The organism is Mucisphaera sp. (assembly GCF_965279675.1).
Classification (GTDB): Bacteria; Planctomycetota; Phycisphaerae; order Phycisphaerales; family Phycisphaeraceae; genus Mucisphaera.
Window position 1 is genome coordinate 3,060,641 of record NZ_CBDIIJ010000002.1, and the last position, 20,287, is coordinate 3,080,927.

23 protein-coding genes are annotated in these 20,287 nt (G+C 62.2%); 12 read left to right on the forward strand and 11 right to left on the reverse strand.

Going from position 1 to position 20,287, the window contains the following annotated elements; genetic code table 11:
- Window positions 1-26: 26 nt before the first annotated feature.
- On the reverse strand, window positions 27-1,553 hold the full coding sequence (gene cobA / locus ACQZAB_RS13145; protein WP_428389972.1) for a uroporphyrinogen-III C-methyltransferase: 1,527 nt from the start codon (window positions 1,551-1,553) through the stop codon (window positions 27-29).
- Window positions 1,554-1,686: 133 nt separating this feature from the next.
- Between cobA and ACQZAB_RS13150 the strand changes: the two genes are divergently transcribed.
- Window positions 1,687-2,061 carry a PilZ domain-containing protein gene (locus ACQZAB_RS13150; RefSeq protein WP_428389973.1) on the forward strand — a complete coding sequence of 125 codons (375 nt, stop codon included), beginning with the start codon at window positions 1,687-1,689 and terminating at the stop codon, window positions 2,059-2,061.
- A 24-nt stretch (window positions 2,062-2,085) separates the two neighbouring features.
- Here the strand turns inward: ACQZAB_RS13150 and ACQZAB_RS13155 are convergent, their stop codons facing one another.
- Complete coding sequence (locus tag ACQZAB_RS13155) at window positions 2,086-2,619, reverse strand: HIT family protein (RefSeq protein ID WP_428389974.1); 534 nt, start codon at window positions 2,617-2,619, stop codon at window positions 2,086-2,088.
- Between the two features lie 188 nt (window positions 2,620-2,807).
- Here ACQZAB_RS13155 and mbhE point away from each other — a divergent pair, with 188 nt between their 5' ends.
- Genes mbhE through mnhG form a run of 7 tightly spaced genes read left to right on the forward strand, consistent with a single transcriptional unit; the run spans window position 2,808 to window position 9,125 of the window.
- Entirely contained in the window at window positions 2,808-5,372 is a 2,565-nt protein-coding gene (gene mbhE, locus ACQZAB_RS13160) for a hydrogen gas-evolving membrane-bound hydrogenase subunit E (RefSeq protein WP_428389975.1), read from the forward strand.
- Window positions 5,369-5,791, forward strand: coding sequence for an MnhB domain-containing protein (locus ACQZAB_RS13165; protein ID WP_428389976.1), 423 nt, complete (start codon window positions 5,369-5,371; stop codon window positions 5,789-5,791). The genes mbhE and ACQZAB_RS13165 overlap by 4 nt, the downstream gene beginning before the upstream one ends.
- A complete protein-coding gene (locus ACQZAB_RS13170; RefSeq protein ID WP_428389977.1) occupies window positions 5,788-6,231 on the forward strand; it encodes a sodium:proton antiporter in 444 nt (147 codons plus the stop codon). The genes ACQZAB_RS13165 and ACQZAB_RS13170 overlap by 4 nt, the downstream gene beginning before the upstream one ends.
- Window positions 6,231-7,907: a proton-conducting transporter membrane subunit gene (locus ACQZAB_RS13175; RefSeq protein ID WP_428389978.1), complete on the forward strand. Its 1,677-nt coding sequence runs from the start codon at window positions 6,231-6,233 to the stop codon at window positions 7,905-7,907. Before ACQZAB_RS13170 ends, ACQZAB_RS13175 begins: the two co-directional genes overlap by 1 nt.
- The gene (locus ACQZAB_RS13180) at window positions 7,904-8,383 is read left to right on the forward strand and encodes a Na+/H+ antiporter subunit E (RefSeq protein WP_428389979.1); all 480 of its coding nucleotides are present in this window, start codon (window positions 7,904-7,906) and stop codon (window positions 8,381-8,383) included. Before ACQZAB_RS13175 ends, ACQZAB_RS13180 begins: the two co-directional genes overlap by 4 nt.
- Window positions 8,380-8,772, forward strand: a complete 393-nt coding sequence (locus ACQZAB_RS13185) for a monovalent cation/H+ antiporter complex subunit F (protein ID WP_428389980.1) — start codon at window positions 8,380-8,382, stop codon at window positions 8,770-8,772. Before ACQZAB_RS13180 ends, ACQZAB_RS13185 begins: the two co-directional genes overlap by 4 nt.
- Entirely contained in the window at window positions 8,769-9,125 is a 357-nt protein-coding gene (gene mnhG / locus ACQZAB_RS13190) for a monovalent cation/H(+) antiporter subunit G (RefSeq protein WP_428389981.1), read from the forward strand. The genes ACQZAB_RS13185 and mnhG overlap by 4 nt, the downstream gene beginning before the upstream one ends.
- 1 nt (window position 9,126) lies before the next feature.
- Here mnhG and ACQZAB_RS13195 read toward each other — a convergent pair whose 3' ends face one another.
- Together ACQZAB_RS13195 and ACQZAB_RS13200 are read right to left on the reverse strand one after the other, a co-directional pair.
- Window positions 9,127-9,693 (reverse strand): NADH-quinone oxidoreductase subunit C, encoded by a 567-nt coding sequence (locus ACQZAB_RS13195; RefSeq protein ID WP_428389982.1) that lies wholly within the window; start codon window positions 9,691-9,693, stop codon window positions 9,127-9,129.
- 56 nt (window positions 9,694-9,749) lie between these two features.
- A complete protein-coding gene (locus ACQZAB_RS13200; RefSeq protein WP_428389983.1) occupies window positions 9,750-10,355 on the reverse strand; it encodes a hypothetical protein in 606 nt (201 codons plus the stop codon).
- 62 nt (window positions 10,356-10,417) lie between these two features.
- Here ACQZAB_RS13200 and ACQZAB_RS13205 point away from each other — a divergent pair, with 62 nt between their 5' ends.
- Entirely contained in the window at window positions 10,418-11,083 is a 666-nt protein-coding gene (locus ACQZAB_RS13205; protein ID WP_428389984.1) for a hypothetical protein, read from the forward strand.
- A gap of 11 nt (window positions 11,084-11,094) precedes the next feature.
- Window positions 11,095-11,709: a nicotinate (nicotinamide) nucleotide adenylyltransferase gene (nadD, locus tag ACQZAB_RS13210; RefSeq protein WP_428389985.1), complete on the forward strand. Its 615-nt coding sequence runs from the start codon at window positions 11,095-11,097 to the stop codon at window positions 11,707-11,709.
- An 8-nt stretch (window positions 11,710-11,717) separates the two neighbouring features.
- On the opposite strand, the gene ACQZAB_RS13215 is transcribed toward nadD, so the two are convergent.
- Entirely contained in the window at window positions 11,718-13,049 is a 1,332-nt protein-coding gene (locus ACQZAB_RS13215) for a Glu/Leu/Phe/Val family dehydrogenase (protein ID WP_428389986.1), read from the reverse strand.
- An 86-nt stretch (window positions 13,050-13,135) separates the two neighbouring features.
- Between ACQZAB_RS13215 and ACQZAB_RS13220 the strand changes: the two genes are divergently transcribed.
- Entirely contained in the window at window positions 13,136-13,516 is a 381-nt protein-coding gene (locus ACQZAB_RS13220) for a hypothetical protein (RefSeq protein WP_428389987.1), read from the forward strand.
- A gap of 17 nt (window positions 13,517-13,533) precedes the next feature.
- Here ACQZAB_RS13220 and ACQZAB_RS13225 read toward each other — a convergent pair whose 3' ends face one another.
- Window positions 13,534-14,715, reverse strand: coding sequence for a homoserine dehydrogenase (locus tag ACQZAB_RS13225; protein WP_428389988.1), 1,182 nt, complete (start codon window positions 14,713-14,715; stop codon window positions 13,534-13,536).
- A gap of 83 nt (window positions 14,716-14,798) precedes the next feature.
- Between ACQZAB_RS13225 and ACQZAB_RS13230 the strand changes: the two genes are divergently transcribed.
- Window positions 14,799-15,335, forward strand: a complete 537-nt coding sequence (locus ACQZAB_RS13230) for a Fur family transcriptional regulator (RefSeq protein ID WP_428389989.1) — start codon at window positions 14,799-14,801, stop codon at window positions 15,333-15,335.
- Window positions 15,336-15,338: 3 nt separating this feature from the next.
- Here the strand turns inward: ACQZAB_RS13230 and yacG are convergent, their stop codons facing one another.
- Genes yacG through glgP form a run of 5 tightly spaced genes read right to left on the reverse strand, consistent with a single transcriptional unit; the run spans window position 15,339 to window position 20,139 of the window.
- Entirely contained in the window at window positions 15,339-15,542 is a 204-nt protein-coding gene (gene yacG / locus ACQZAB_RS13235) for a DNA gyrase inhibitor YacG (protein WP_428389990.1), read from the reverse strand.
- Window positions 15,535-16,056, reverse strand: coding sequence for a tRNA (adenosine(37)-N6)-threonylcarbamoyltransferase complex ATPase subunit type 1 TsaE (gene tsaE, locus ACQZAB_RS13240; RefSeq protein WP_428389991.1), 522 nt, complete (start codon window positions 16,054-16,056; stop codon window positions 15,535-15,537). The genes yacG and tsaE overlap by 8 nt, the downstream gene beginning before the upstream one ends.
- Window positions 16,049-16,996: a thiamine-phosphate kinase gene (thiL, locus tag ACQZAB_RS13245; protein WP_428389992.1), complete on the reverse strand. Its 948-nt coding sequence runs from the start codon at window positions 16,994-16,996 to the stop codon at window positions 16,049-16,051. Before thiL ends, tsaE begins: the two co-directional genes overlap by 8 nt.
- 10 nt (window positions 16,997-17,006) lie before the next feature.
- Window positions 17,007-17,441, reverse strand: coding sequence for a hypothetical protein (locus ACQZAB_RS13250; protein ID WP_428389993.1), 435 nt, complete (start codon window positions 17,439-17,441; stop codon window positions 17,007-17,009).
- A gap of 55 nt (window positions 17,442-17,496) precedes the next feature.
- Window positions 17,497-20,139, reverse strand: a complete 2,643-nt coding sequence (gene glgP, locus ACQZAB_RS13255; protein WP_428389994.1) for an alpha-glucan family phosphorylase — start codon at window positions 20,137-20,139, stop codon at window positions 17,497-17,499.
- Window positions 20,140-20,287: the final 148 nt, after the last annotated feature.

Below are 20,287 nucleotides of genomic sequence, written 5' to 3' on the forward strand. Positions count from 1 at the left end.
CCCCTTGCCGATTCAATCAGCAAGCATCAGCCAGCCGAATCCCCCGACAATCGATACCCCGCCATAGCCTCAACCACAGACGAAATCGAAGCTTCCTGGGCCTCAACCGTCGCCGGATATCCCAACTCGTCCAGAGTACGGCTCGTCAAGGGCCCGATCGAGGCCCGCTTGATACCCTCAAGATAATCCGCATCTTCGCCAAGCAACGACACCAGATTCCTGGCTGTTGATGAACTCGTTAGCGTCACCCAGTCGAAAGCGCCCTGCCTGATCCCTGCCACCACGTCTTCATCCAAAGACGACACACTCTCCGTGCGGTAAGCCTCCAGATCGTCAACCTGCCAGCCAGCCGACGACAGCAGCGACGGCAGTTCAGCCCCACCGAGATCGGCACGCCAAAGCACAGCCCGACCCGGCGAAGCACCAGAAGCCGAGACCATGGCTTCAGCCAGGGCCCCGCCATGATGCTCGTCAGGCAGGAGATCGGCCCGAAGCCCAAGCACCTCGCGCAACCGCCCCGCTGTACTCCGGCCGATCACCGCCACCCGCAAACCCGCAAACCATCGAGCATCCAATTCGCAGCGATCAACCGCCTCGGCCAGGCTGTCAACCGCATTGGCACTGGTCAGGCAAAGCCAGTCGTAGGACGGGAGATCCCGTATATGGGCGTCCAACTGCCCCACATCCGCAGCGGGCACAATCCGTATTGTCGATGCCTCCACCACATCAGCCCCCAACGCCGCGAGCCGATTGGCCAGATCGGAAGCCTGAGCCCGCGTCCGCGTCACCAGCACCCGCTGGCCGAACAATGGCCGCATCGACCACGCCTGCAGCCCCACCTCGTCCAGACCGGCAACACCCCCCACCACAATGATCGCAGGCGAAGAAACACCAGCCTCCGCTGCACGCTCCACCAGGGTAGCCAGCGTCCCGCGTGCCACCCGCTGCCTCGGCAGCGTCCCCCACTGCACCACCGCTGCCGGCGTCTCCTCTGCAAGCCCATGCTCGACCAGCGCATCAAAGATCGCCTGCATCCGACCCACCCCCATGTAGAAGCAAAGCGTCCCGCCATCCCGCGCCAATCCCGCCAGCGTCCGGTAATCCAGACGTGATGCCGGCTTGTCCGGCGTCTCATGGCCCGTAATCAGCGTCACGCTGGAGGCCACATCCCGATGCGTGACAGGGATGCCCGCCGCCGCCGGAGCCGCCAGACCGCTCGTCACACCCGGTACGATTTCCGTCACCAAACCATGCCGCTGGGCATACAAAGCCTCTTCCGCACCCCGTCCAAAAAGATAAGGATCCCCCCCCTTCAATCGAACCACAAAAAGACCATTTTTTGCATGTTTGACGATGGTTTCGTTGATCTGATCCTGCGTCAGCTTATGGGCCCTGGCCCGCTTCCCAGCATCGATCAGCACAGCATCCGCCCGTACCTCCTTGAGCAGTGCCGGGTCGGCCAACGCATCAAAAATCACCACATCCGCCTGCCGCAGACGCTCGAGGCCGCGAACGGTGATCAGACCCGGATCTCCGGGACCTGATCCGATCAAACAGACCTGCTGCCAACGACTTTCCGGTCTTTGTGCTTCCACACATCAACCTTAGCAGGACAATCGCCGATCCACCCGATGGAAACAGGGCACAAAAGGCTGGCCTCAGCCGCAAGCCGAAAGGAGAGGCACCATGTCTCAGAATTCACTTCGCCTCACACCCGCAGAAGACACCGAACCCGATTCCTTCCTCTTCGATCGCCGACGCAGCCTGCGCCGGAGAATGCGTGGCCAGGTCACCGCCCTCGTCTTCCAACGCGACGAAAAAACCCATCAGGTTAGCCGCAGAAAAATCTGTGCCATGAACCTTCAGGACATGTCAGACACCGGCCTGGGTGTGACGTCTCAGGAAACCATCAGCCTTGGCGACGAAATCACTGTCTTCTTCCCGCCCCACGGCCCGGAAAAAGGCTTCGACCTCAAGGGCACCATTGTCCGCCGGGGAACCGATGGCGACGGCAAGGCCAGCATCGGCATCCGCTGCGGGCACCAGATCATGGCCGCCTGACCACCGACGCATCCAACGCAAACCTTAAGCGGGACCAATCGGTCCCGCTTTTTCTTGTGCACGCAGCATGTCCGCATAAGCCGCCTCCAACGCCTGCGGCATCACACGTGCACGTCCCACTGTCTCCATGAAGTTCACATCCCCATGCCAACGCGGAACCACGTGCGCATGCAGATGTCCCGGAACCGCAGCACCCGCGCAACGCCCAAGATTAAATCCCACATTCACACCCTGCGCAGCCACCGCTATACGCACCAGCGACTCAGCCCAACCGATGGCCTCCATGAGATCACCCCGACGCTCCGCCGACAGCTCCGATAGCGTGCCCACGTGATCACCAGGCGCAACCAGCAGATGACCATTCGTATAGGGGAAACGATTCATCATCACCACAATCCCGCGCCACCGCGTAATCACCATCGCCTCGGCTAATTCGTCCGCTGACAAAGCCCCGTCACACCCCCGGCACAGGAAACAAACCCCTTCCGAAGGACCGGAAACCTGTTCGCGCAGGTAGTCGATCCGCCACGGAGCCCATAAGACGTGCTGCTTGCTCATGCCTACAGGCTAGCAATGACCCGATAGCCGAGAAATCCCGCCCCAAACCCAGCAGATGAACGATTTCAGTAGTAAGGAACAACCCCCAACCGATGAAAAAGTGGCAGGAGGCCCCACAACAGCCGGGCCTATAGTCGGTCGAGACGTTCTCGCCATAAAGAGCAAACCGTGTTCATCCGGTCTGAGATATGGATGCAGCCTGGATATTCCTGTTCGCCGTCCTCGCGCCGCTTATCACCGGTCTGCTCACGCTCCTGCTGCCCAAGGCACTCGTCACACCACGCGTGCTCATCGCCAGCATCGGCCCCATCCTGGCTTTCACGCTGGTCATCATGGCCAACCAACAGGTCCAACAGAACCTGAGCGAGGCCGCTCCCACCACCGCTCCCACCACCGCGGCCATCGGTCACACCGATCACGCCGACACCCACACAACAGGTCATCCACTCCACGACATCGAACTCCCCACCACCGCGGTCATCGAGTGGATGCCCAGCCTCAACATCAACCTGGCCTTCAACGCCGACGGCCTCTCGATCTTCTTCGCACTGCTCGTCTCCGGCATCGGGTTGATGATCGTTCTCTACGCCCGCGGCTACTTCGGCCCGAACCCCGAAGACCTTGGACGCTTCTACCCCACACTCGGCTTCTTCATGACCGCGATGCTCGGCATCGTCGTCTCCGACTACACCCTCCAGATGCTGCTCTTCTGGGAGATGACATCTATCTCCTCGTTCCTGCTCATCGGCTGGGACCGCTACGACAAGCACGCCGTCAAACTCGCCATGCAGGCCTTCTTCACAACAGGCATGGGAGGCATGGCACTCTTCGGCGGCATCGTCCTCCTCGGAGCCACCACCGATATCTGGCGCTGGTCTGAGCTCACCGCCCAGATCGGCTCGCTCGACCTCTCCGACCCCTGGATCATCGGTGCCTTCCTCCTGATGTTCCTGGGCGCCGCCACCAAATCAGCCCAGTGGCCCTTCCACTACTGGCTCCCCGGTGCCATGGCCGCACCCACACCCGTCTCCGCCTTCCTCCACTCGGCCACCATGGTGAAAGCCGGCGTCTTTCTCGCTGGGCGCTTGCTGCCCACGCTAGGCGGCATCGAGAGCTTCCCCTGGCTGCTGATCATCTTCGGCGGGGTCACCATGCTGCTCGGCGGCTACATCGCCATCCAGCAGCACGACCTCAAACGCATCTTCGCCTACACCACGGTCTCCCAACTCGGTCTGCTCATGGCCATGTACGGCATGGGTGCCCTGATGTTCAAGCACACCGGTAAAGATGGCGTTGAACACCTTCTGCCCGCCATCGACCTCGATATCACCCAGATCGCCAACCACGCCTTCTACAAGGCCCCCCTCTTTATTGCCGCCGGTGCCATCGGCCACCTCCTCTCCCGAGACATCACACGGCTCACAGGCGCTTACTACAAGTACCCCGCCACCTGCCTGGTCATGGTGCTCGCCGGATACGGCCTCGCCGCCGGCCCAGGCACCGTCAGCTTCCAGGCCAAGGAAGCCTTCCTCTACGCCGTCTATCACGCCACCAAAATCTCTCCCTGGTTCTGGCTCCTGTTCGCCATGACCATCCTCACCGCCATCTGCAACGTCGCCATCTTTGTCCGGCTGGTGACGACCCTGTTCAACCTGCCCGGCGGCATGGGCGCTTACGCCAAACCCGATCATGATGAGCACCACCACCACGAACACGAACACAGCCTCTGGGCCGCACTCATCTGGCTGCCAGGCCTCCTGCTCGTCATCCCACAGTACATAGGCGGGCTCTTCCCGGGCCTCTGGAACGCCATCTTCCTGCCCGCAGAACGATTCACTTTCTACACCACCTTCGCCGAAGGCGTCCCATCCCTCAGCTATCTGCTCACCCACCCCGGCGTGCCTCTGTACGGCTCGATCACAGCCATCGTTTTCGGCGTGATCCTCGGCTTCCTGCCGCTCCTCCGCAAGGCCATCGTCGATATCCACGACAACATCTACCCCTTGACCTACAGCACCTGCGTCCAGGGCGGCGGCGTCCTCTTCAACATCGTGCAGACAGGCCGCCTCAGGCAGTACGTCGTCATCGTGCTCGTCACGTTCCTCGGTATGTTCGCCGGAGCCGTCTGGACAGACAGCAACATGATCACCGTCGCCACCACAGCACTGGCCGACCTCGCCAACTGGACCGAATACTGGCCCGGCATGCTCATGGGCCTGCTGGTCTGCGGATCGGCCATCTGCATCCCCCTCACACAGATCCGTGTCGTCCGCATCCTTATTCTCGGAGCCTGCGGGTTCTCCGTCGTCGGCATCTACCTCATCTACAGAGCACCAGACCTCGCGCTGACGCAGTTGATGTTCGAGATCATCTCCGTCCTGCTGTTCGTCGTCGTTCTCAGACTTCTTCCTAACGACAAGCCGAAGCCCAACATCGGCTACTTCAAACGAATCGCCATCAGCATCGCCGTCGGCCTTGCCCTCGGCTGGATGACGCTCCTTGCCGCCACCGCCGATCGGCCAACACCTCAGAGCAACTGGCTAGGCACCGTCTTCGCCCAGAACAGCTACTACGGCGACCCCGAATCACCCCTCGCCAGCGAACGAGGCGGCGGCGGCTCCAACGTCGTCAATGTCATCCTCGTTGACTTCCGCGGATGGGACACCCTCGGTGAAATCGTCGTCCTCGCCATCGCCGTCATCGGTGTCTGGTCATTGCTGCCAAGCCGCAGGAAGGCGGTGGCCCAGACATGAGTTCACTCATCCTCCGCGTCTGCATGCGTCTGATCCTTCCCATCGGACTCGTCTTCGCCCTCTATATGGCCTTCAAAGGCCACAACGAGCCGGGTGGCGGGTTCATCGGCGGGCTCATGGCTGCCGCCACACTCGCCATCTTCCGCATGTCCTGCGGGCCCAACGAACTCGACAAGCTCCTGCCCTGCCACCCGCGCGTCCTAGTCTCAGCAGGACTCGCCATCGCCATCCTCACCGCCGTCGCCCCCCTGCTGGTGGGCGACGCCTTTCTACAGTCCTACCTCACCGATATCTACCTGCCCTTCGGTGACAAGATCCATATCGCCTCAGCCATGTTCTTCGACGTCGGCGTCTTTCTCGTTGTCGTAGGCATCTGCATCGGCATGATCGGCCGCTTTTCCGAGGAGTTGGAGCTATGACACTCATCCTCGCGACCTGCGTGGCCGTCACCGTCGCCGTCAGCATCTACCTCCTGCTCAGCCGCGAGCTCAAAGGCATCGCGATGGGCGTCTTCCTGGCCGGCCACGCCGCCAACCTGTCTATCCTTGCCATGAGCCGATCCCCCGTCATCACCGGCGACGACGGCGAAACCACCCTCAAACTCCCCCCCCTGCTCGGCTACGGCGAAGACCCGGCCGAACCCCTCGCCACCATGGTCGACCCGCTCCCGCAAGCCCTCATTCTAACGGCCATTGTTATCAGCTTCGGCGTCATGGGCTTCCTGCTGGCCCTCATCGTCGTGACCGGCCGCGTCACCCACACGCTCGACCTCGAAGACTTTGACGATAACCCCACCGGCATGAATGCCGACGACACACCCGGTAGCCAGGACGCATCGAGAGAAGGGAGCACCACCTGATGCCCGATCTCTCGAACCTCATCATCCTCTTCTGCCTGATCCCGCTCTTCGCAGGACTCGCCAGCGTACTCCTGCTCAACCAGCCCGTGATGGCCCGCATCCTCGGGATCGTAAGCTTTGCCTCACTGACCACCATCGGCCTGATCAGCCTCATCAACCTCGGCCCCGAGGGCAAGGTCGCTGTCACCCAACTCGGCGGATGGAAGGCCCCCTACGGCATCACTCTGGTCTTTGACAGCCTCTCCGGCTTGCTGATCACCGTCGCCGCCGTAGTCAGCCTCGCCGCCTACATCCACAGCTTCTCATCGCTCGATCCAAAGATCGAACGACGCTACTTCCACCCGCTCATCCAACTCCTGATCTGCGGCGTCAACCTCAGCTTCCTCACCGGCGACCTCTTCAACCTCTTCGTCGCTTTCGAAATCATGCTGATGGCTTCCTACGCCCTGCTCTGCCTCGGGGCATCCGACAACCAGCTCCGCCACGCCTATAAGTACGTCCTCCTCAACATCCTCGCCTCCACCGTCTTCCTCATGGGGGCAGGCATGGCCTACGGACTCCTCGGCACTCTCAACTTCGCCGACATGGCCCGAATCGTCGCCGAAACCCAGGCCGCAGGGGAAGACATGCCCACCGGTTTTACCGCCTTGGGCGTCCTCTTCCTCTTCGTCTTCGGGCTCAAGGGCGCCTTCTTCCCCATGTGGTTCTGGCTCCCCGACACCTATTGGACCGTGCCGATCGCCATCGCCGGTCTCTTCGGCGGCCTGCTCACCAAAGTCGGCGTCTACGCCATCGCTCGAACCTTCCCCCTCGTCTTCGCCCAGGCCCCGCCCATAGGCGTCGAGAGCTCCGATGCCCGCATCCTCCTCATGACACTCCTCGCCGCCTCAGCCGGCGTCACGATGTTCCTCGCCGTGCTGGGCGCCGTCTCACAGCACTACATGAGACGTCTGCTCTCCATCCACGTCATCAGCCAGGTCGGCTACATGGTCTTCGGCCTCGCCGTCATGACCGGCACCGCCCTCGCCGGCGCCGTGTATCACATCATCCACAACATGGTCGTCAAGAGCGCCCTCTTCCTCTGCTGCGGATTGATGGAAAAACACGCCGGCACCGACGACCTCAACAAACTCGGCGGCCTGCTCAAACGCGATATCCCCCTGGCCATCCTGTTTTTCATCGCCGCCATGAGCCTTGTTGGCCTGCCGCCCCTCTCCGGCTTCTTCGGAAAAATGCTCCTCGTCGACGCCGGCTGGAACGCTCACGACGGCCGCTACTGGTGGCTCGCCATCCTTGCCCTACTCACCGGTTGCCTGACGCTCCTCTCCATGCTCAAGATCTGGAGCTACGCCTTCTGGAGCCCAGAAACCGAGACCGAAATCGATACACCCCAGAACGTCAAAACCAAGAACCGCTCCGGCTACGTCGCCACCACCATGCTCGTCGCCATCGCCCTGTTCATGGGCTTCGGCGCAGAGATCGTCTATCAGGCAGCCGAAACAGCCGGTAACCAGCTCTTCGACCCTACCGCTTACGTCGAAGCCGTCCTCGGCGAGGGCAAGCTCAACGCCATCCACTGGCAGCTCCCGCAGGAACTGCAGGACGCCGCCACCGCCGAAGCCACCAACCAGAACAGCTACGTTGACACGATCACCCAGCAAGGGAGCCAGCCATGATCGGCCTCTTCCTGCTCAACCTCTTCCTCGCCACCCTCTACATGGCGCTCATCGGTTCAGTGACCTTCCTGAACCTGCTCTTCGGCCTGGGCATCGGCTTTGCCATCACCGCTCTCGTTTCCAAACTCGCCGGCGACAGGTCCTACCTCCGCTACATCGCCAGGCTCATCAACTTCTCCATCTACTTCATCCGCATCCTCATCATCGCCAACCTCCAGGTCGCCTACGAAGTCCTCACCACGACCCACCACATGAAGCCCCGGATCATCCGCTACCCCGTCAAAGACCTCACCGACGTACAAATCACCACCCTGGCGAATGCCATCACCCTCACACCCGGCACGCTCTCCACCGACATCGATGAGGAAACTCGCTGCCTCTACATCCACGCCATGTACGCCGAAAACCGTGAAGAAGCCATCGCCGACATCGACACCCTCCGAGACCGCCTGCTCAAGGAGGTCTTTAACCAATGATCCTCGACCTCCCCCTGCTCATCGCCGCCAAAACCGCCGACCACACCAACCACGTGGCCCCAGTCGATCACATCACTTTCCTCGACCCCATCATCATGGTCCTGCTCTGGATCGGTCTGGTCGCCATGGTCGCTGGCATCATCCTCTGTTTCTACCGCCTGCTCGCCGGACCACAGCTCGCAGACCGCGTGCTCGCCGCCGACGCCCTCGCCCTCGAAGTCGTGGGCCTGGTCCTCATCCTCGCGATCCTCACCCGCATCGACGCCTTCTTCGACACCGCCCTGGTCGTCGCCATCATCGGCTTCGCCAGCACCGTCGCCTTCGGACAGTACATCGGCGCCCGCGCCCTCCAGCGAACCGAAAACCCCGGCAAGGAGATCTACGAATGAACCTCCTCGCCGACCTGCTCACCATCTTCTTCCTGATTGTCGGCATCGCCTTCATGCTCATCGGGGCCATCGGCATCGTCCGCCTGCCCGATGTCTACCACCGGCTCCACGCCGCCTCGAAATGCGCCACCCTCGGCCTCGCCGGGCTGCTCATCGCCGCCGTGTTCCACATCGGAACCCTCCCTGTCGTCACCAAGGCCTTCGTCACGTTGGTCTTCGCCTGCGTTGCCGTGCCCGTCGGCTCTCATATCCTCGGCAAGGCAGCCCTACGCGATCGCGACCCCCTCTGGACAGGCACCCTGTCCGACGAGTGGTCCGAAGACAACCCCACCCAGGCCGATATCCATCCCTGATTCAGGCGCTGTCCCGGTCCACCACCCGGAACGTCTCACGCTCACCCCGACCACGCACCGGATAATCCTTCCGTAGCGGGTGCGCCGGGTACTTCTCCCAAAGCAGAATCCGCCGCAGGTCCGGATGGTTCCTGAACCGAATCCCGAACATGTCAAACACCTCACGCTCCAGCCACTCCGCGCCCGGCCAGAGATCGGTCACCGAATCGAGATACAACGCCGGGTCCTCCTCAATCCCATCCGTCGCGACGGTCGGCTCCAGGTACGTCTTGATGAACAACCGCAAATCCTTCGCCGGACTCACGAGGTTGTAGATCACCCCGAAACGCCCCTGAACCGGTAGCCCCTTGGGCTTCGGATAATCCAGATAGTCGACCCCCGCGATGTCACTCAGCAGCGCATACCCGCCACCCGCCTCCTCCTTGAGAAAGGCCAGCACCGCGTGCAGATCCTCGGCAGGAACCACCACCGTCGTCTGCCCACGAAACTCCGAAGCAAACAACGACTTCCCGCTGAACCGCTCCTTCATCAGCGCAAGGGTCGGATGGTTGAGATCTGGCTGACTCATGCAAGACGCTCCCTGTTAATCACACACAGCAGACGGCGCATCCGCCTGCCTGACATCTACTCGTCCTCAATCGTACGCTTCAAGCTCGACACAAGCTCGCGCCATCTCTCCACCGCATCAGGCCACTCGTAGGCCAGCGAGTCAGCCAGTGCCACCGTGTCCTGCCCGAGCATCTGCTCCCGCAACTCCCCTAACTGCTTCCGCAGATGCTCCACCTGATCGCTCCCCCGCTCATCCCCAACCGCGATCTCCTCGAGATCCAAAGCCAACAGCAAGCACGACTCCGCCACCGCCTGCTGCGCCTGCAGCCAGATCCCCATCGCCTGCCCAACCTTCTCATAGGCCTCCAACGGCTCATCCTCCTGCAGCAGGTCGGCCGCTTCCGTCTGCAGCACCTCCGCTTCATCCAGGACGCCACCGATCTCATCCAACGCCATCAACGCCAACGCCCGAGCATCCTCAGAAACCAGCGACAAGGCCCCATCCGCCACCTCGTCATCCCTCGCATCCTCCAGCCCATCCCCCACCAACGGGCCACCCGACAGCACCACCTCCGCAATCACCCGCCCCTCCGTGTTCAGACGCTCACTCGCCGCATCCAGCAGCTCACCCACCGTCTGCCCCGCCAATTCCACCACTTCGCCGTCAACGTGTACCTTCATCACCGCATGATAAGCCCCGCAGGAACATCAGACCAAACCACCATCCCAGCCACCACAGCACTATGCAGACCCTCATCCTGATCCCATCTCACGCCGAAGCCGCCCCCACAGTCAGGAAATTACACCTGCAGCGGGACGCGCCTGCCCGCTGGACCGGCCAACACCTAACCCTCTCGGTCGTCGGAATCGGCCCTCAGGCCGCCAACAACCTCCCCGAGACCTCCCCCGACACACGCTGTCTGATCGCCGGCCTCGCCGCCGCCACCAATCCTCGCTTACGAACAAAAACCACCCACTTCCCTACAACGGTCCGCGACGACCAGGGCCTCGAGCCCATCGAACTGGCCACGCCAGCCACCCAGACCGACAACCTTTGCCTGATGTCCACGCAGACCCCCATCGCCTCGGCTCAGGCCAAAGCCACCCTGCACACCGAGCACCACATCGATCTCATCGACATGGAAACCCACGCCATTGCACGAACGCTCCCGCCATCAACAAAACCCACCGCTCTCAGAGTTATCTCCGACGATGCCGCCACCAGCCTGCCGCCCGGCATCGAACACTGGCTGACACCCCAAGGACGCACGCGCCCAACAGCGATACTCAGCAGCCTCCTGCGACATCCCTACCATCTCGCCGAAACCGCCAGATTCATGCGTCACGCCCAGCACGCCACCCACCTGCTCGCACAAGCCATCGAAAACTGGCTGGACGACTCAGACTAAAATCCACCGGCATGTACCACCGCACCATCCTCATCTTTGGCGGGACCTTCGACCCGCCCCATCAGGCCCACATCGACCTGCCCGAACAGGCCAGACAGGCCGTCGATGCCGACCAGATCCTTTACCTCCCCGCCGGAACCCCACCCCACAAACGCCATCAGACCATCTCACCCTCTCACCACCGCCTCGCCATGCTCCGCCTCGCCTTACGCCATCAACCCCACGCCGTCATCGACCCACGCGAAATCGACGCCCCCGAAGACCACCCCAACTACACCGTCACAACCCTCGAAGCCCTCCGCTCCGAGCATCCAAAAACCACCCGGCTGCACCTGCTCATCGGGTCAGACCAGGCCGCCGTCTTCGACACCTGGCGAGACCCCCAGCGAATCCAGCAACTCGCTCCACCGCTCGTGATGATCCGCCCGCCCCTGACCGCAGAGACTTTCCTCAACTCACTCCCGCCCCACGAACGGGGCCAGTGGGCCAACAGCCTCGTACCCGTCCAGACCACCGACACCAGCGCCACCGATATCCGCGAGGCCATCAGCCGAGGACAACCGATCCCAGCCACCGTTCCACCCGATGTCCGCGACTACATCACCATGAACAACCTCTACCGATAGCAATCAACTCAGGGAAAGATGCCCCGGATGTTGTACACCACAGCCAGATGCTCGAAGGCAGCTATGTAAGCCGCCGTGCGCAGGTCGCAGTCAAAACGCTTTGCCGCCTCACGAACACGCCGAGCGGCAAACACCATGTGCTCTCGAAGCTCCAGGTCCACCTGCTCCTCGTCCCACGTCTCAGCCTGACGATTCTGCTTCCACTCGAAATAGCTCACCGTCACACCACCCGCATTGCAGAGAATCGCCGGCAGCACCGTAATCCCTCGATCCAGCAGGATCCGCTCCGCCTCAGGCGTCATCGGCGCATTCGCCCCCTCGACAATCGCATGAGCCCTGATCCACTCCGCCCGCTGCTCATCGATCATCTGCTCCAACGCCGCCGGGATCAGAACATCCACCTCCTCCTGATAGAAAGCCTTCTCATCAATCGCCTCCACCCCTTCGAAGCCCGCCACACCACGCTTCGCATGCACATGATCAGCCAGACCATGCGCATCAAGGCCGTCCGGATCCCGAATCGCTCCCGTGTGATCGATCACAGCCACCAGCTTCGCCCCACGCTCCGCCAGCAACCGCCCCGTCCAGGACCCCACGTTCCCGTAACCGATCAGGCTGAACCTCAGCGTGCTCATCGTCAGCCCGAGCGACTCCACCATCTGCTCGAGCACATAAACCAACCCCTGACCCGTCGCCTTCTCACGACCCGGCGATCCCCCGAACTCTAGCGGCTTGCCCGTGACCACCGCCTGCCCCCCCAGACGGCCATGCGTCGTCGAAAAATTCTCGTAGGTGTCTGCCATCCACGCCATCACCTGCGCGTTCGTCCCCACGTCCGGCGCCGGGATGTCATGGTCCGGACCGATGTTCTCGCCCAGCGCCGACACAAAACGCCGCGTCACCCGCATCAACTCCCCCTGACTCAGCGCATAAGGATCAACCTGAACCCCGCCCTTCGCCCCGCCCAACGGCAGCCGCATCAGCGAGCACTTCATCGTCATCAGCACCGCCAGCGCCTTCACATGGTCCAGACTCACATCCGGGTGATACCGAACCCCACCCTTGTACGGCCCAAGGATGTTGTTGTGCTGCACCCGATAGCCCTTGAACAGCTGCCACGCGCCCGAATCCATCTGAACCGGAAAATGCACGATCAGCTCATTCTTCGGCTGGGCCATGATCAGCCGCAGGTACCGCTGCGCATCCACCAACTCCGCCGCCCGCAACACCGAACCCAGCACCTGCTGGTACAGATTCACCGGGTCATACCGAAAACCCAGCTCATTCAGAATCTTGAACGCATCACTCTCCCGCTCGATCGACGCTGAAACATGAGGCATCTGAAACATCCTGAGATTGAGGTGACCCTATAGCCGCCTTGAACGCTCCTGCGGCAACCGCCCGTAGCAACCCTATAATCATCGACATGATCGTATATGCCTGTGCAGACCTCATCTTCGCCACCAAAATCCGGGGCACCGCCGACGCACTCGGCATCGTCTCCCGACCCACACGAGACATCGATAAACTCCGCGCCCGCCTCGAACGCGTCGACGATGGCAAACCCAACGACGCCGTCACCGCCCTGCTGATCGACCTCGACCTAGGCGAAGACGCCATCGACCTCATCCGCTTCGCCGTCGCACACCCCGCCAGACCAGCCATCCTCGCCTTTGGAGCCCATGTGGCCGTCGACCTGCTCAATCAGGCCGCCGAAGCCGGAGCCAGCCCGGTCATGGCCAGAGGGGCCTTCACCGCCCAGCTACCCATGATCCTCCAGCAGCTCGATCAGCCCTCCACCACCTGACCACTGAACCATGTTTCTCAAACCCCCTCCATCACACGCAGAACCCTTCCGCCGCCGGCCTTGGCAGCCGCTTCGCCCGCCGTCAGATCACGATAAACCATCAGGTCCTGCGAGCCCGACGCCCGCACCGCAAAATCACCCCGCCGTTGCTCCGCCGGCACCACTTGAGCATCCTCATACGCATCAGGCGTTAACCCCATCCCAACCGACGCCCGCACTGCCCAGCCATTCGCCACATTCAGCAAGTCACTCACGACAGCACTTGCCGTCGGACCACGCCCCGCACCCGGCCCATAAAGCATCACCTGCCCCACCGCATCACCCTCCACCAGCAAGGCGTTGAAAGCACCCTTCACCCCCGCTAACACCCCACTGGCCGGCACGTAACAAGGCTCGACCATCAGCGACAGCCCCCCACCATCCACCGGCCGCGCGACCCCCAGCAGCTTGAGATCAAAACCGGCCGATGCCCCCACTCTCACATCATCAGCCTCCAGCCCATCGATGCCGATACTCGACACCTGATCGCTCGACACCCTTTCCCCAAACGCCAGCGAGCTCAGGATCGCCAGCTTGTCCGCAGCATCCCTGCCCGTCACGTCAAGCGTCGGATCAGCCTCCGCATACCCCTCAGCCTGAGCATCCGCCAATGCCTGCTCATAACTCTTACCCGCCTGCTTCATCTCGGTCAGCATGTAGTTGCAGGTGCCGTTGAGAATCCCCATCAACCCCTCGATCCGATTCGCCATCAGCCCGTACTGCAACGCCGTGATGCACGGAATCCCGCCCGCGCAGGACGCCTCAAAACCGATCGCCACCCCCGCCTGTCGAGCCACCCCGAACAACTCCGCCCCCTCCGCCGCCAGCAGCGCCTTGTTCGCCGTCACCACATGCCTGCCCGAGGAGATCGCACGCCGCACATAACCACCCGCCTTATCGATACCCCCGGCCAACTCTGCCACCACATCCACGTCAGACATCCCAAAGAACGCCTCGACGTCATCCGTAATCAGATCAGCAGCCACCAACCCGCTCGCTCGCGCCTTCTCTACGTTCCGAACCAGCACCCCACGCACCTCAATCCGCTTCCCGCAACGCTTCTCATACAGGGCCTCGTTTGCTTTCAGCAGCTGCGCCACACCCCCACCTACCGTTCCCAAACCGATCAAACCCACACCAATCACATCAGATCCAGACACGGTCACCTCCTTCAAGGGAGCGAAAGCCTACCAGCACAACCGCCCGCGGTCAGCCCGCACACACCCTCGGCTATACTCACACCATGGCCGATCAAGTCACCAACCAGCCAGCACCCGCTTCGCCCCCGCCCATCTTCGCGCCCGTCTGTTCCATCTTCCGCCGATTCCTTCACGGCCAAGGCCTCAAGTTCACCGCCGAAAGGGCCCTCATCCTCGACGCCGTCCTCGGCAAGAACGAGGTCTTCGAAGCCGACCAACTCCTCACCGAGATGAAGGAAGCCGACCAGAAGGTCTCCAAAGCCACCATCTACCGAACCCTCAAGCACCTCGTCGAGTGCAACATCATCGAGGAAGTCCTCCTCGACCCCCGACAAACCCACTACCAGACCTCCATCGGCCGCGCCCCCACCGGTCACCTCATGTGCGTCGAAACCGGCCGCATCGTCGAGTTCCCCCTCGACGCCATCACCAACTTCGTCCAGCAGCTCTGCCAGGAAAAAGGCTTCGACTATGTCGGTCACCGCCTCGTGATCCAAGGCGTCTCGCCCGAAGCCAAAGAAAAAGCCCAGGCCGACGAATCCGATGCCGACCCGACCGACGAAACCTCGCCGCAGATCTGAGTCTCAGTCCACGCCCTCTTCCAGATCGCGCTGCTCGATCGGCCTACTGATCGTGTAGCTGCCATCCAACCACTTCCCCAGATCAATCGTCCGACACCGCGGGCTGCAGAACACCCCCTCGCGATCCGGCGGAATAGGCGAATCGCAGATCGCACACCGACGCTCATCGCCCACCCGCTTCTCACGATCACCAGACGCCTCAGCCACCTGCAAACCCTTTCGCAATCAGTGCCAGCCGCTCCTCCCAAAACCCACCCCCCGACAGCACCGCCTCACGACCAGCCTCGGCATGAACCAATCGCACCGTCACCGTCTCATCAACAGGCAGCCCCGCCATGACCCGGTCCGCCCACTCCATCACCACTACCGAACCCATCCGCAGCTCCTCACCAACACCCTCCCAGCCAAGACCAGCCAGTTCCGTTTCATCTTTGAGACGATACGCATCGATATGTACCACCGCCTCGATCCTCTGCCCCAACGCATCCAGTGAATCTGCCTCCGGGCTGTACTCCTGAATCATCACAAACGTCGGGCTCGAGACCGCCTCAGCCGACACCCCCAGCCCCTCGGCCAGACCACGCATGAGCGTCGTCTTGCCCGCCCCCAACTCCCCGATCAAAGCAACCACTTCACCCACACACAACACCTCCCCAAGCAGCCGCCCCAGCCGCTCCGTGGCCGATGCATCCTCCAGCAAAAAGCTCACCGCCTCAGCCACCACGATGCTCCCAACCCAGACCTGCTAACGCAGCCGCCTCAACCGCCCCACCATCACCTCGCCGATACACCAGCCCACAACCCGCCGCCGTCACCTCCCCAATCCGCGTCAGCCGAACCCCCTCTATCTCTTCCGGCAACTCCGCAGCCGAAGCCATCAGCAGCTCGTAATCCTCACCATCACCGATCGCCGCCCGCCACGCCTCGGCCCCATCACGCTCTAGGACCGCCTCCCGAATCGGAAGCCGCCCCAGTTCCACCTCCGCCCCAAGACCGCCAGAAGCCTTCAGCAGCCTTGGCAGATCACGCACCAGGCCATCACTCAAATCCATCATCGCATCAGGCCGCACCGCCGCATCACCCGCTAACCGCCGCCCCAAAGCCACCCGGGGCTCAAAATCCAAATGATGCACATAGCCACCCGCCCCTTCCATCAACGACCCGCCCAGCCGCCCCGACACGTACAACCCATCCCCCAGCCTCGCCCCCGACCGCAGCACCGGCTCCACCCCCGCCGAAGCCGCCGTCACCGTCACCACCACCACCGTCGGCCCGGCCTGCACCGAAACATCACCGCCTACCACCGGACACCCCGCCGCCTCGCCCACATCCGCCATCGCCCCGAGCAGTGCCTCCGCCTCAGCCTCCGCCCAACGATCCGAAAAAGCCACGCAGCACACCGCCGACACCGGCACCGCCCCCATCGCCGCCACATCTGACAGATTCCGATGCACCGCCTTCCGCCCCACCCGCGCAGCCGCCGTACCCTCCGCGAAGTGCACCCCCTCCACCACCGGGTCCGCAGCCACCAGCCAGGACCCCTCCACCCCACGCATCACCGCCATGTCATCACCCGGACCAACCAGCACCCCATCCCGCTGGCCACCAGAAGACCATCGCTCCGACACCCACGCCAGCAATCGCTCTTCCGACAATCCCATCACGCCCCCTCTACTTCGCGAGCTTCGCGATCAGCCGCCAAAGATCACGCCGCTCCAGCGTCAGTCCCGTCCGACCCGCAAACGCCTCCGCCACACGATCAAACCCCGCCGTGTAAGGCAGCCGATCCCTCCCCCCAAGCCCACCATCTAACTCCTCCGCCACCAGCCCAGCCAGAATCCCCTCCTGCTCCGGATCGATCCGTGGCCGCTCCGCCCGAGCACCACCCAGCCGCGGCAGCTTCCCCGCCTTCCTGAGGTTCAGCAGACGATGCAGCACCTCACACCGCTGCCGATCGCTCACCCCCTCAGGGTCCACGCAAACAGCCGCCGCGATCGCCTCCATCGCCTCGGTGTATGGCAGATCATCCAGCGTCCGCCCCTGCGCGACATACACACGCACCAGCAGATCATCATCCATCGAAGCAAAAAGCGCCGGCTCGACCATACCCAAAGGGTACGCCAAGCCGGCGCTGACGATCAATCCAGACCGGGTCTCAGGCTCAGGCCACCTTCTCGGCGACCACCTTCTCAGCGACCTCCTCTTCCTGCTCCACCACAGCCGCGGGCTCCGGTGCATCCCACCGGATCAGACCCGGCTCCCAGAAGCCATCCAGGTACTCGCCGCCCGGAATCACCCGAACCGCAAACCCATACCGGCCGCTGGTCTTCGGCTGAATCGAACCCGAGAACAGGTGCTTGCCACCTCCCAGGCTCTTCTTGTGCGAGATATCAAGGGTGTCCCCACCCACCAGATGACCATCATTGTCAATGGCACCGGAGAACACCTGCACCCTGACTTCCTTCGGATCCAAAGCACCAAGCGTCACCTCGGCCTCAACCGGCAAAGACTCACGAAGAGCCAACGGCTGATCCAGATCAGACTTCACCGAAGTGATCGCCACCTTGTCCCACTGCTCACGCAGGTGCTTCTTCTGGTGCGCCAGCTTGACCGACGCCTCCAGCTTGCCGCTGTTGAGCGCCGCGGCCCGACGAGCAGCCGGCAGGTAGTACTGCCGCGTGTAATCCTGAACCATCCGGTTCGTATTAAACGCAGGCGTCAGCACCGAGATGCTCGACTTCATCTTCGCGATCCACTCACGAGGCAACCCATGGTCATCACGCTGATAGAAAAGCGGGATGATCTGATTCTCAAGCAGGTCGTAAAGCGACCGGCTCTCGATCTCATCGCCCGTCTCAGGATTCGCATACTCCTCACGACGCCCGATGGCCCAGCCAAGCTCGGGGCTGTAGCCCTCATCCCACCAGCCATCGAGAATCGAGCAGTTCAGCACACCGTTCATGGCCGCCTTCATCCCCGACGTACCCGAGGCCTCCATGCCACGCCGCGGCGTGTTCAGCCAGATATCGCAGCCCTGCACCAGGTGCCGCGCGATACCCATGTCGTAGTCCTCGATAAAGACGATCCGGTGCCCGATCTCGCTATCGTTCGAGAACTTCACCAACTCGCGGATCAGCGCCTTGCCGCCGCCGTCCGCCGGGTGGGCCTTACCAGCAATCAGGAACTGAATCGGACGCTTCGCATCCGTCATCAGCTTGCTCAGACGCTCCACATCACGAAGCAGCAGCGTGCCCCGCTTATACGTCGCAAACCGACGAGCAAAACCCACCGTCAACGCCGTATCCGAGAGCGCCTCGCAGTGCTTCCGAATGAGCGTCGGGCTCTTGCCCTGAGCCTCCATCTGAGCCCGCAGCTTCCGCTTGGCCCAGACAATCAGCTTCTGACGCGCATTCTCGTGCACCCGCCAGATGTCCTCATTCGGGATCTCCGAAACACCCTTCCAGACCGCCGAGTCCGCCTGGTCCTCACGCCAGGGCGTGCCCAAGTAACGATCAAAAAGCGTGATCAGATCCGGATTCAGCCAAGTCCGCGCGTGAACACCGTTGGTCACATGCCCGATCGGCACCTCGTTCGCAGGCACCTCCGGCCAAACATCCTTCCACATGCCTCGCGACACATGACCGTGCAGCTTCGACACACCGTTGCACCAGTCCGCCGTCCGGATCGCCAGCGTCGCCATCGAGAAGAACTCTTCCTTATCGGTCACGTCCTCGCGACCAAGAGCCAGAAGGCCTTCCATATCCAGCCGCAGACTCTCGTGGTAGTCCTTGAAATACCGCTTGATCATGTCCGGCGGGAACCGGTCAATCCCCGCAGGCACAGGCGTGTGCGTCGTGAACACATGCGATGAAGCCGCCGCCTGACGGGCCTCATCAAACGACAGATCGTGATCCTCAATCAGCCGCCGGATCCGCTCCAGACCCAGGAACGCCGAGTGCCCCTCGTTCATATGGCACACGTCCGGCCGAATCCCAATAGCCTCCAGCGCCCGAACCCCGCCAATACCCAGGACAATCTCCTGCTTGATACGGGTCTCCATGTCCCCGCCATACAACTGCCCCGTGATGACCCGGTCATCTTCGGTGTTCTCCGGCAGATTCGTGTCCAGCAGGTAAAGCGTCACCTTACCCACCTGAACCTTCGACAAGCCAATCTTCACATCCCGCCCGGGCAGACGCACACTTACCTTCACCTGCTCGCCCGAACTGTCCTTGACCGGATGAACAGGGAGCTGAGCAAAATCGAGATTCGGGTCCGTCTCCTGCTGCCAGCCATCAGGACTCAGGTACTGCTGGAAATAACCATGCCGGTAAAGCAGCCCGATCGCGATCAGCGGGATCCCCAGCTCCGACGCACTCTTGAGGTGATCCCCCGCCAACACACCCAGACCACCCGAATAAATCTGCAGACTCTCCGTCAGCCCGAACTCAGCGCAGAAATAACAAACCCGATACTCCTTCGGGTCCTTTTGCCCCTCAGGCATCCACGGAGCCCGAGCCAGGTGCGCCTTCAGCTGGCCATGCACCTGCTGAAGCTGCCCCAGAAAACCCTCATCCCGCGCCGCCGATTCCAGCTTGTCCTGAGACACCAGCCCAAGCAGCTTGATGGGGTTGTGCTTCGTCTCGGTCCAGAGGTTCTGGTCCAACCGCACAAACAGCTCCACCGCATCATGGTTCCAGCACCACCACAAGTTGTGAGCAATATCGATCAGCGGCCGTAGCGATTCCGGGAGCGAAGGCTCCACCTGGAACTGACGAATCTTCGCGGCATGAGCTTTAAGCATGACTGAGACATCCTAGAGAAGAGATCAATAAGTCTTACGGGTGCCATCGGCCATCGAACCCTCCAGGGCCGACCCGCAAGCGCAGAACGGGTTATAGACCCTCCTGGGCACCCGTTATTGGCAATTTAGACCGTTTAACCGGCTAACG

Excerpts from the sequence above, each read along its gene's own strand:
- ACQZAB_RS13150 (WP_428389973.1), top strand. The coding sequence starts at position 1,687 with ATGTCTCAGAATTCACTTCGCCTCACACCCGCAGAAGACACCGAACCC.
- ACQZAB_RS13155 (WP_428389974.1), bottom strand. The coding sequence starts at position 2,619 with ATGAGCAAGCAGCACGTCTTATGGGCTCCGTGGCGGATCGACTACCTG.
- mbhE (WP_428389975.1), top strand. The coding sequence starts at position 2,808 with ATGGATGCAGCCTGGATATTCCTGTTCGCCGTCCTCGCGCCGCTTATC.
- ACQZAB_RS13165 (WP_428389976.1), top strand. The coding sequence starts at position 5,369 with ATGAGTTCACTCATCCTCCGCGTCTGCATGCGTCTGATCCTTCCCATC.
- ACQZAB_RS13170 (WP_428389977.1), top strand. The coding sequence starts at position 5,788 with ATGACACTCATCCTCGCGACCTGCGTGGCCGTCACCGTCGCCGTCAGC.
- ACQZAB_RS13175 (WP_428389978.1), top strand. The coding sequence starts at position 6,231 with ATGCCCGATCTCTCGAACCTCATCATCCTCTTCTGCCTGATCCCGCTC.
- ACQZAB_RS13180 (WP_428389979.1), top strand. The coding sequence starts at position 7,904 with ATGATCGGCCTCTTCCTGCTCAACCTCTTCCTCGCCACCCTCTACATG.
- ACQZAB_RS13185 (WP_428389980.1), top strand. The coding sequence starts at position 8,380 with ATGATCCTCGACCTCCCCCTGCTCATCGCCGCCAAAACCGCCGACCAC.
- mnhG (WP_428389981.1), top strand. The coding sequence starts at position 8,769 with ATGAACCTCCTCGCCGACCTGCTCACCATCTTCTTCCTGATTGTCGGC.
- ACQZAB_RS13195 (WP_428389982.1), bottom strand. The coding sequence starts at position 9,693 with ATGAGTCAGCCAGATCTCAACCATCCGACCCTTGCGCTGATGAAGGAG.
- ACQZAB_RS13200 (WP_428389983.1), bottom strand. The coding sequence starts at position 10,355 with ATGAAGGTACACGTTGACGGCGAAGTGGTGGAATTGGCGGGGCAGACG.
- ACQZAB_RS13205 (WP_428389984.1), top strand. The coding sequence starts at position 10,418 with ATGCAGACCCTCATCCTGATCCCATCTCACGCCGAAGCCGCCCCCACA.
- nadD (WP_428389985.1), top strand. The coding sequence starts at position 11,095 with ATGTACCACCGCACCATCCTCATCTTTGGCGGGACCTTCGACCCGCCC.
- ACQZAB_RS13215 (WP_428389986.1), bottom strand. The coding sequence starts at position 13,049 with ATGCCTCATGTTTCAGCGTCGATCGAGCGGGAGAGTGATGCGTTCAAG.
- ACQZAB_RS13220 (WP_428389987.1), top strand. The coding sequence starts at position 13,136 with ATGATCGTATATGCCTGTGCAGACCTCATCTTCGCCACCAAAATCCGG.
- ACQZAB_RS13230 (WP_428389989.1), top strand. The coding sequence starts at position 14,799 with ATGGCCGATCAAGTCACCAACCAGCCAGCACCCGCTTCGCCCCCGCCC.
- thiL (WP_428389992.1), bottom strand. The coding sequence starts at position 16,996 with ATGGGATTGTCGGAAGAGCGATTGCTGGCGTGGGTGTCGGAGCGATGG.
- ACQZAB_RS13250 (WP_428389993.1), bottom strand. The coding sequence starts at position 17,441 with ATGGTCGAGCCGGCGCTTTTTGCTTCGATGGATGATGATCTGCTGGTG.
- glgP (WP_428389994.1), bottom strand. The coding sequence starts at position 20,139 with ATGCTTAAAGCTCATGCCGCGAAGATTCGTCAGTTCCAGGTGGAGCCT.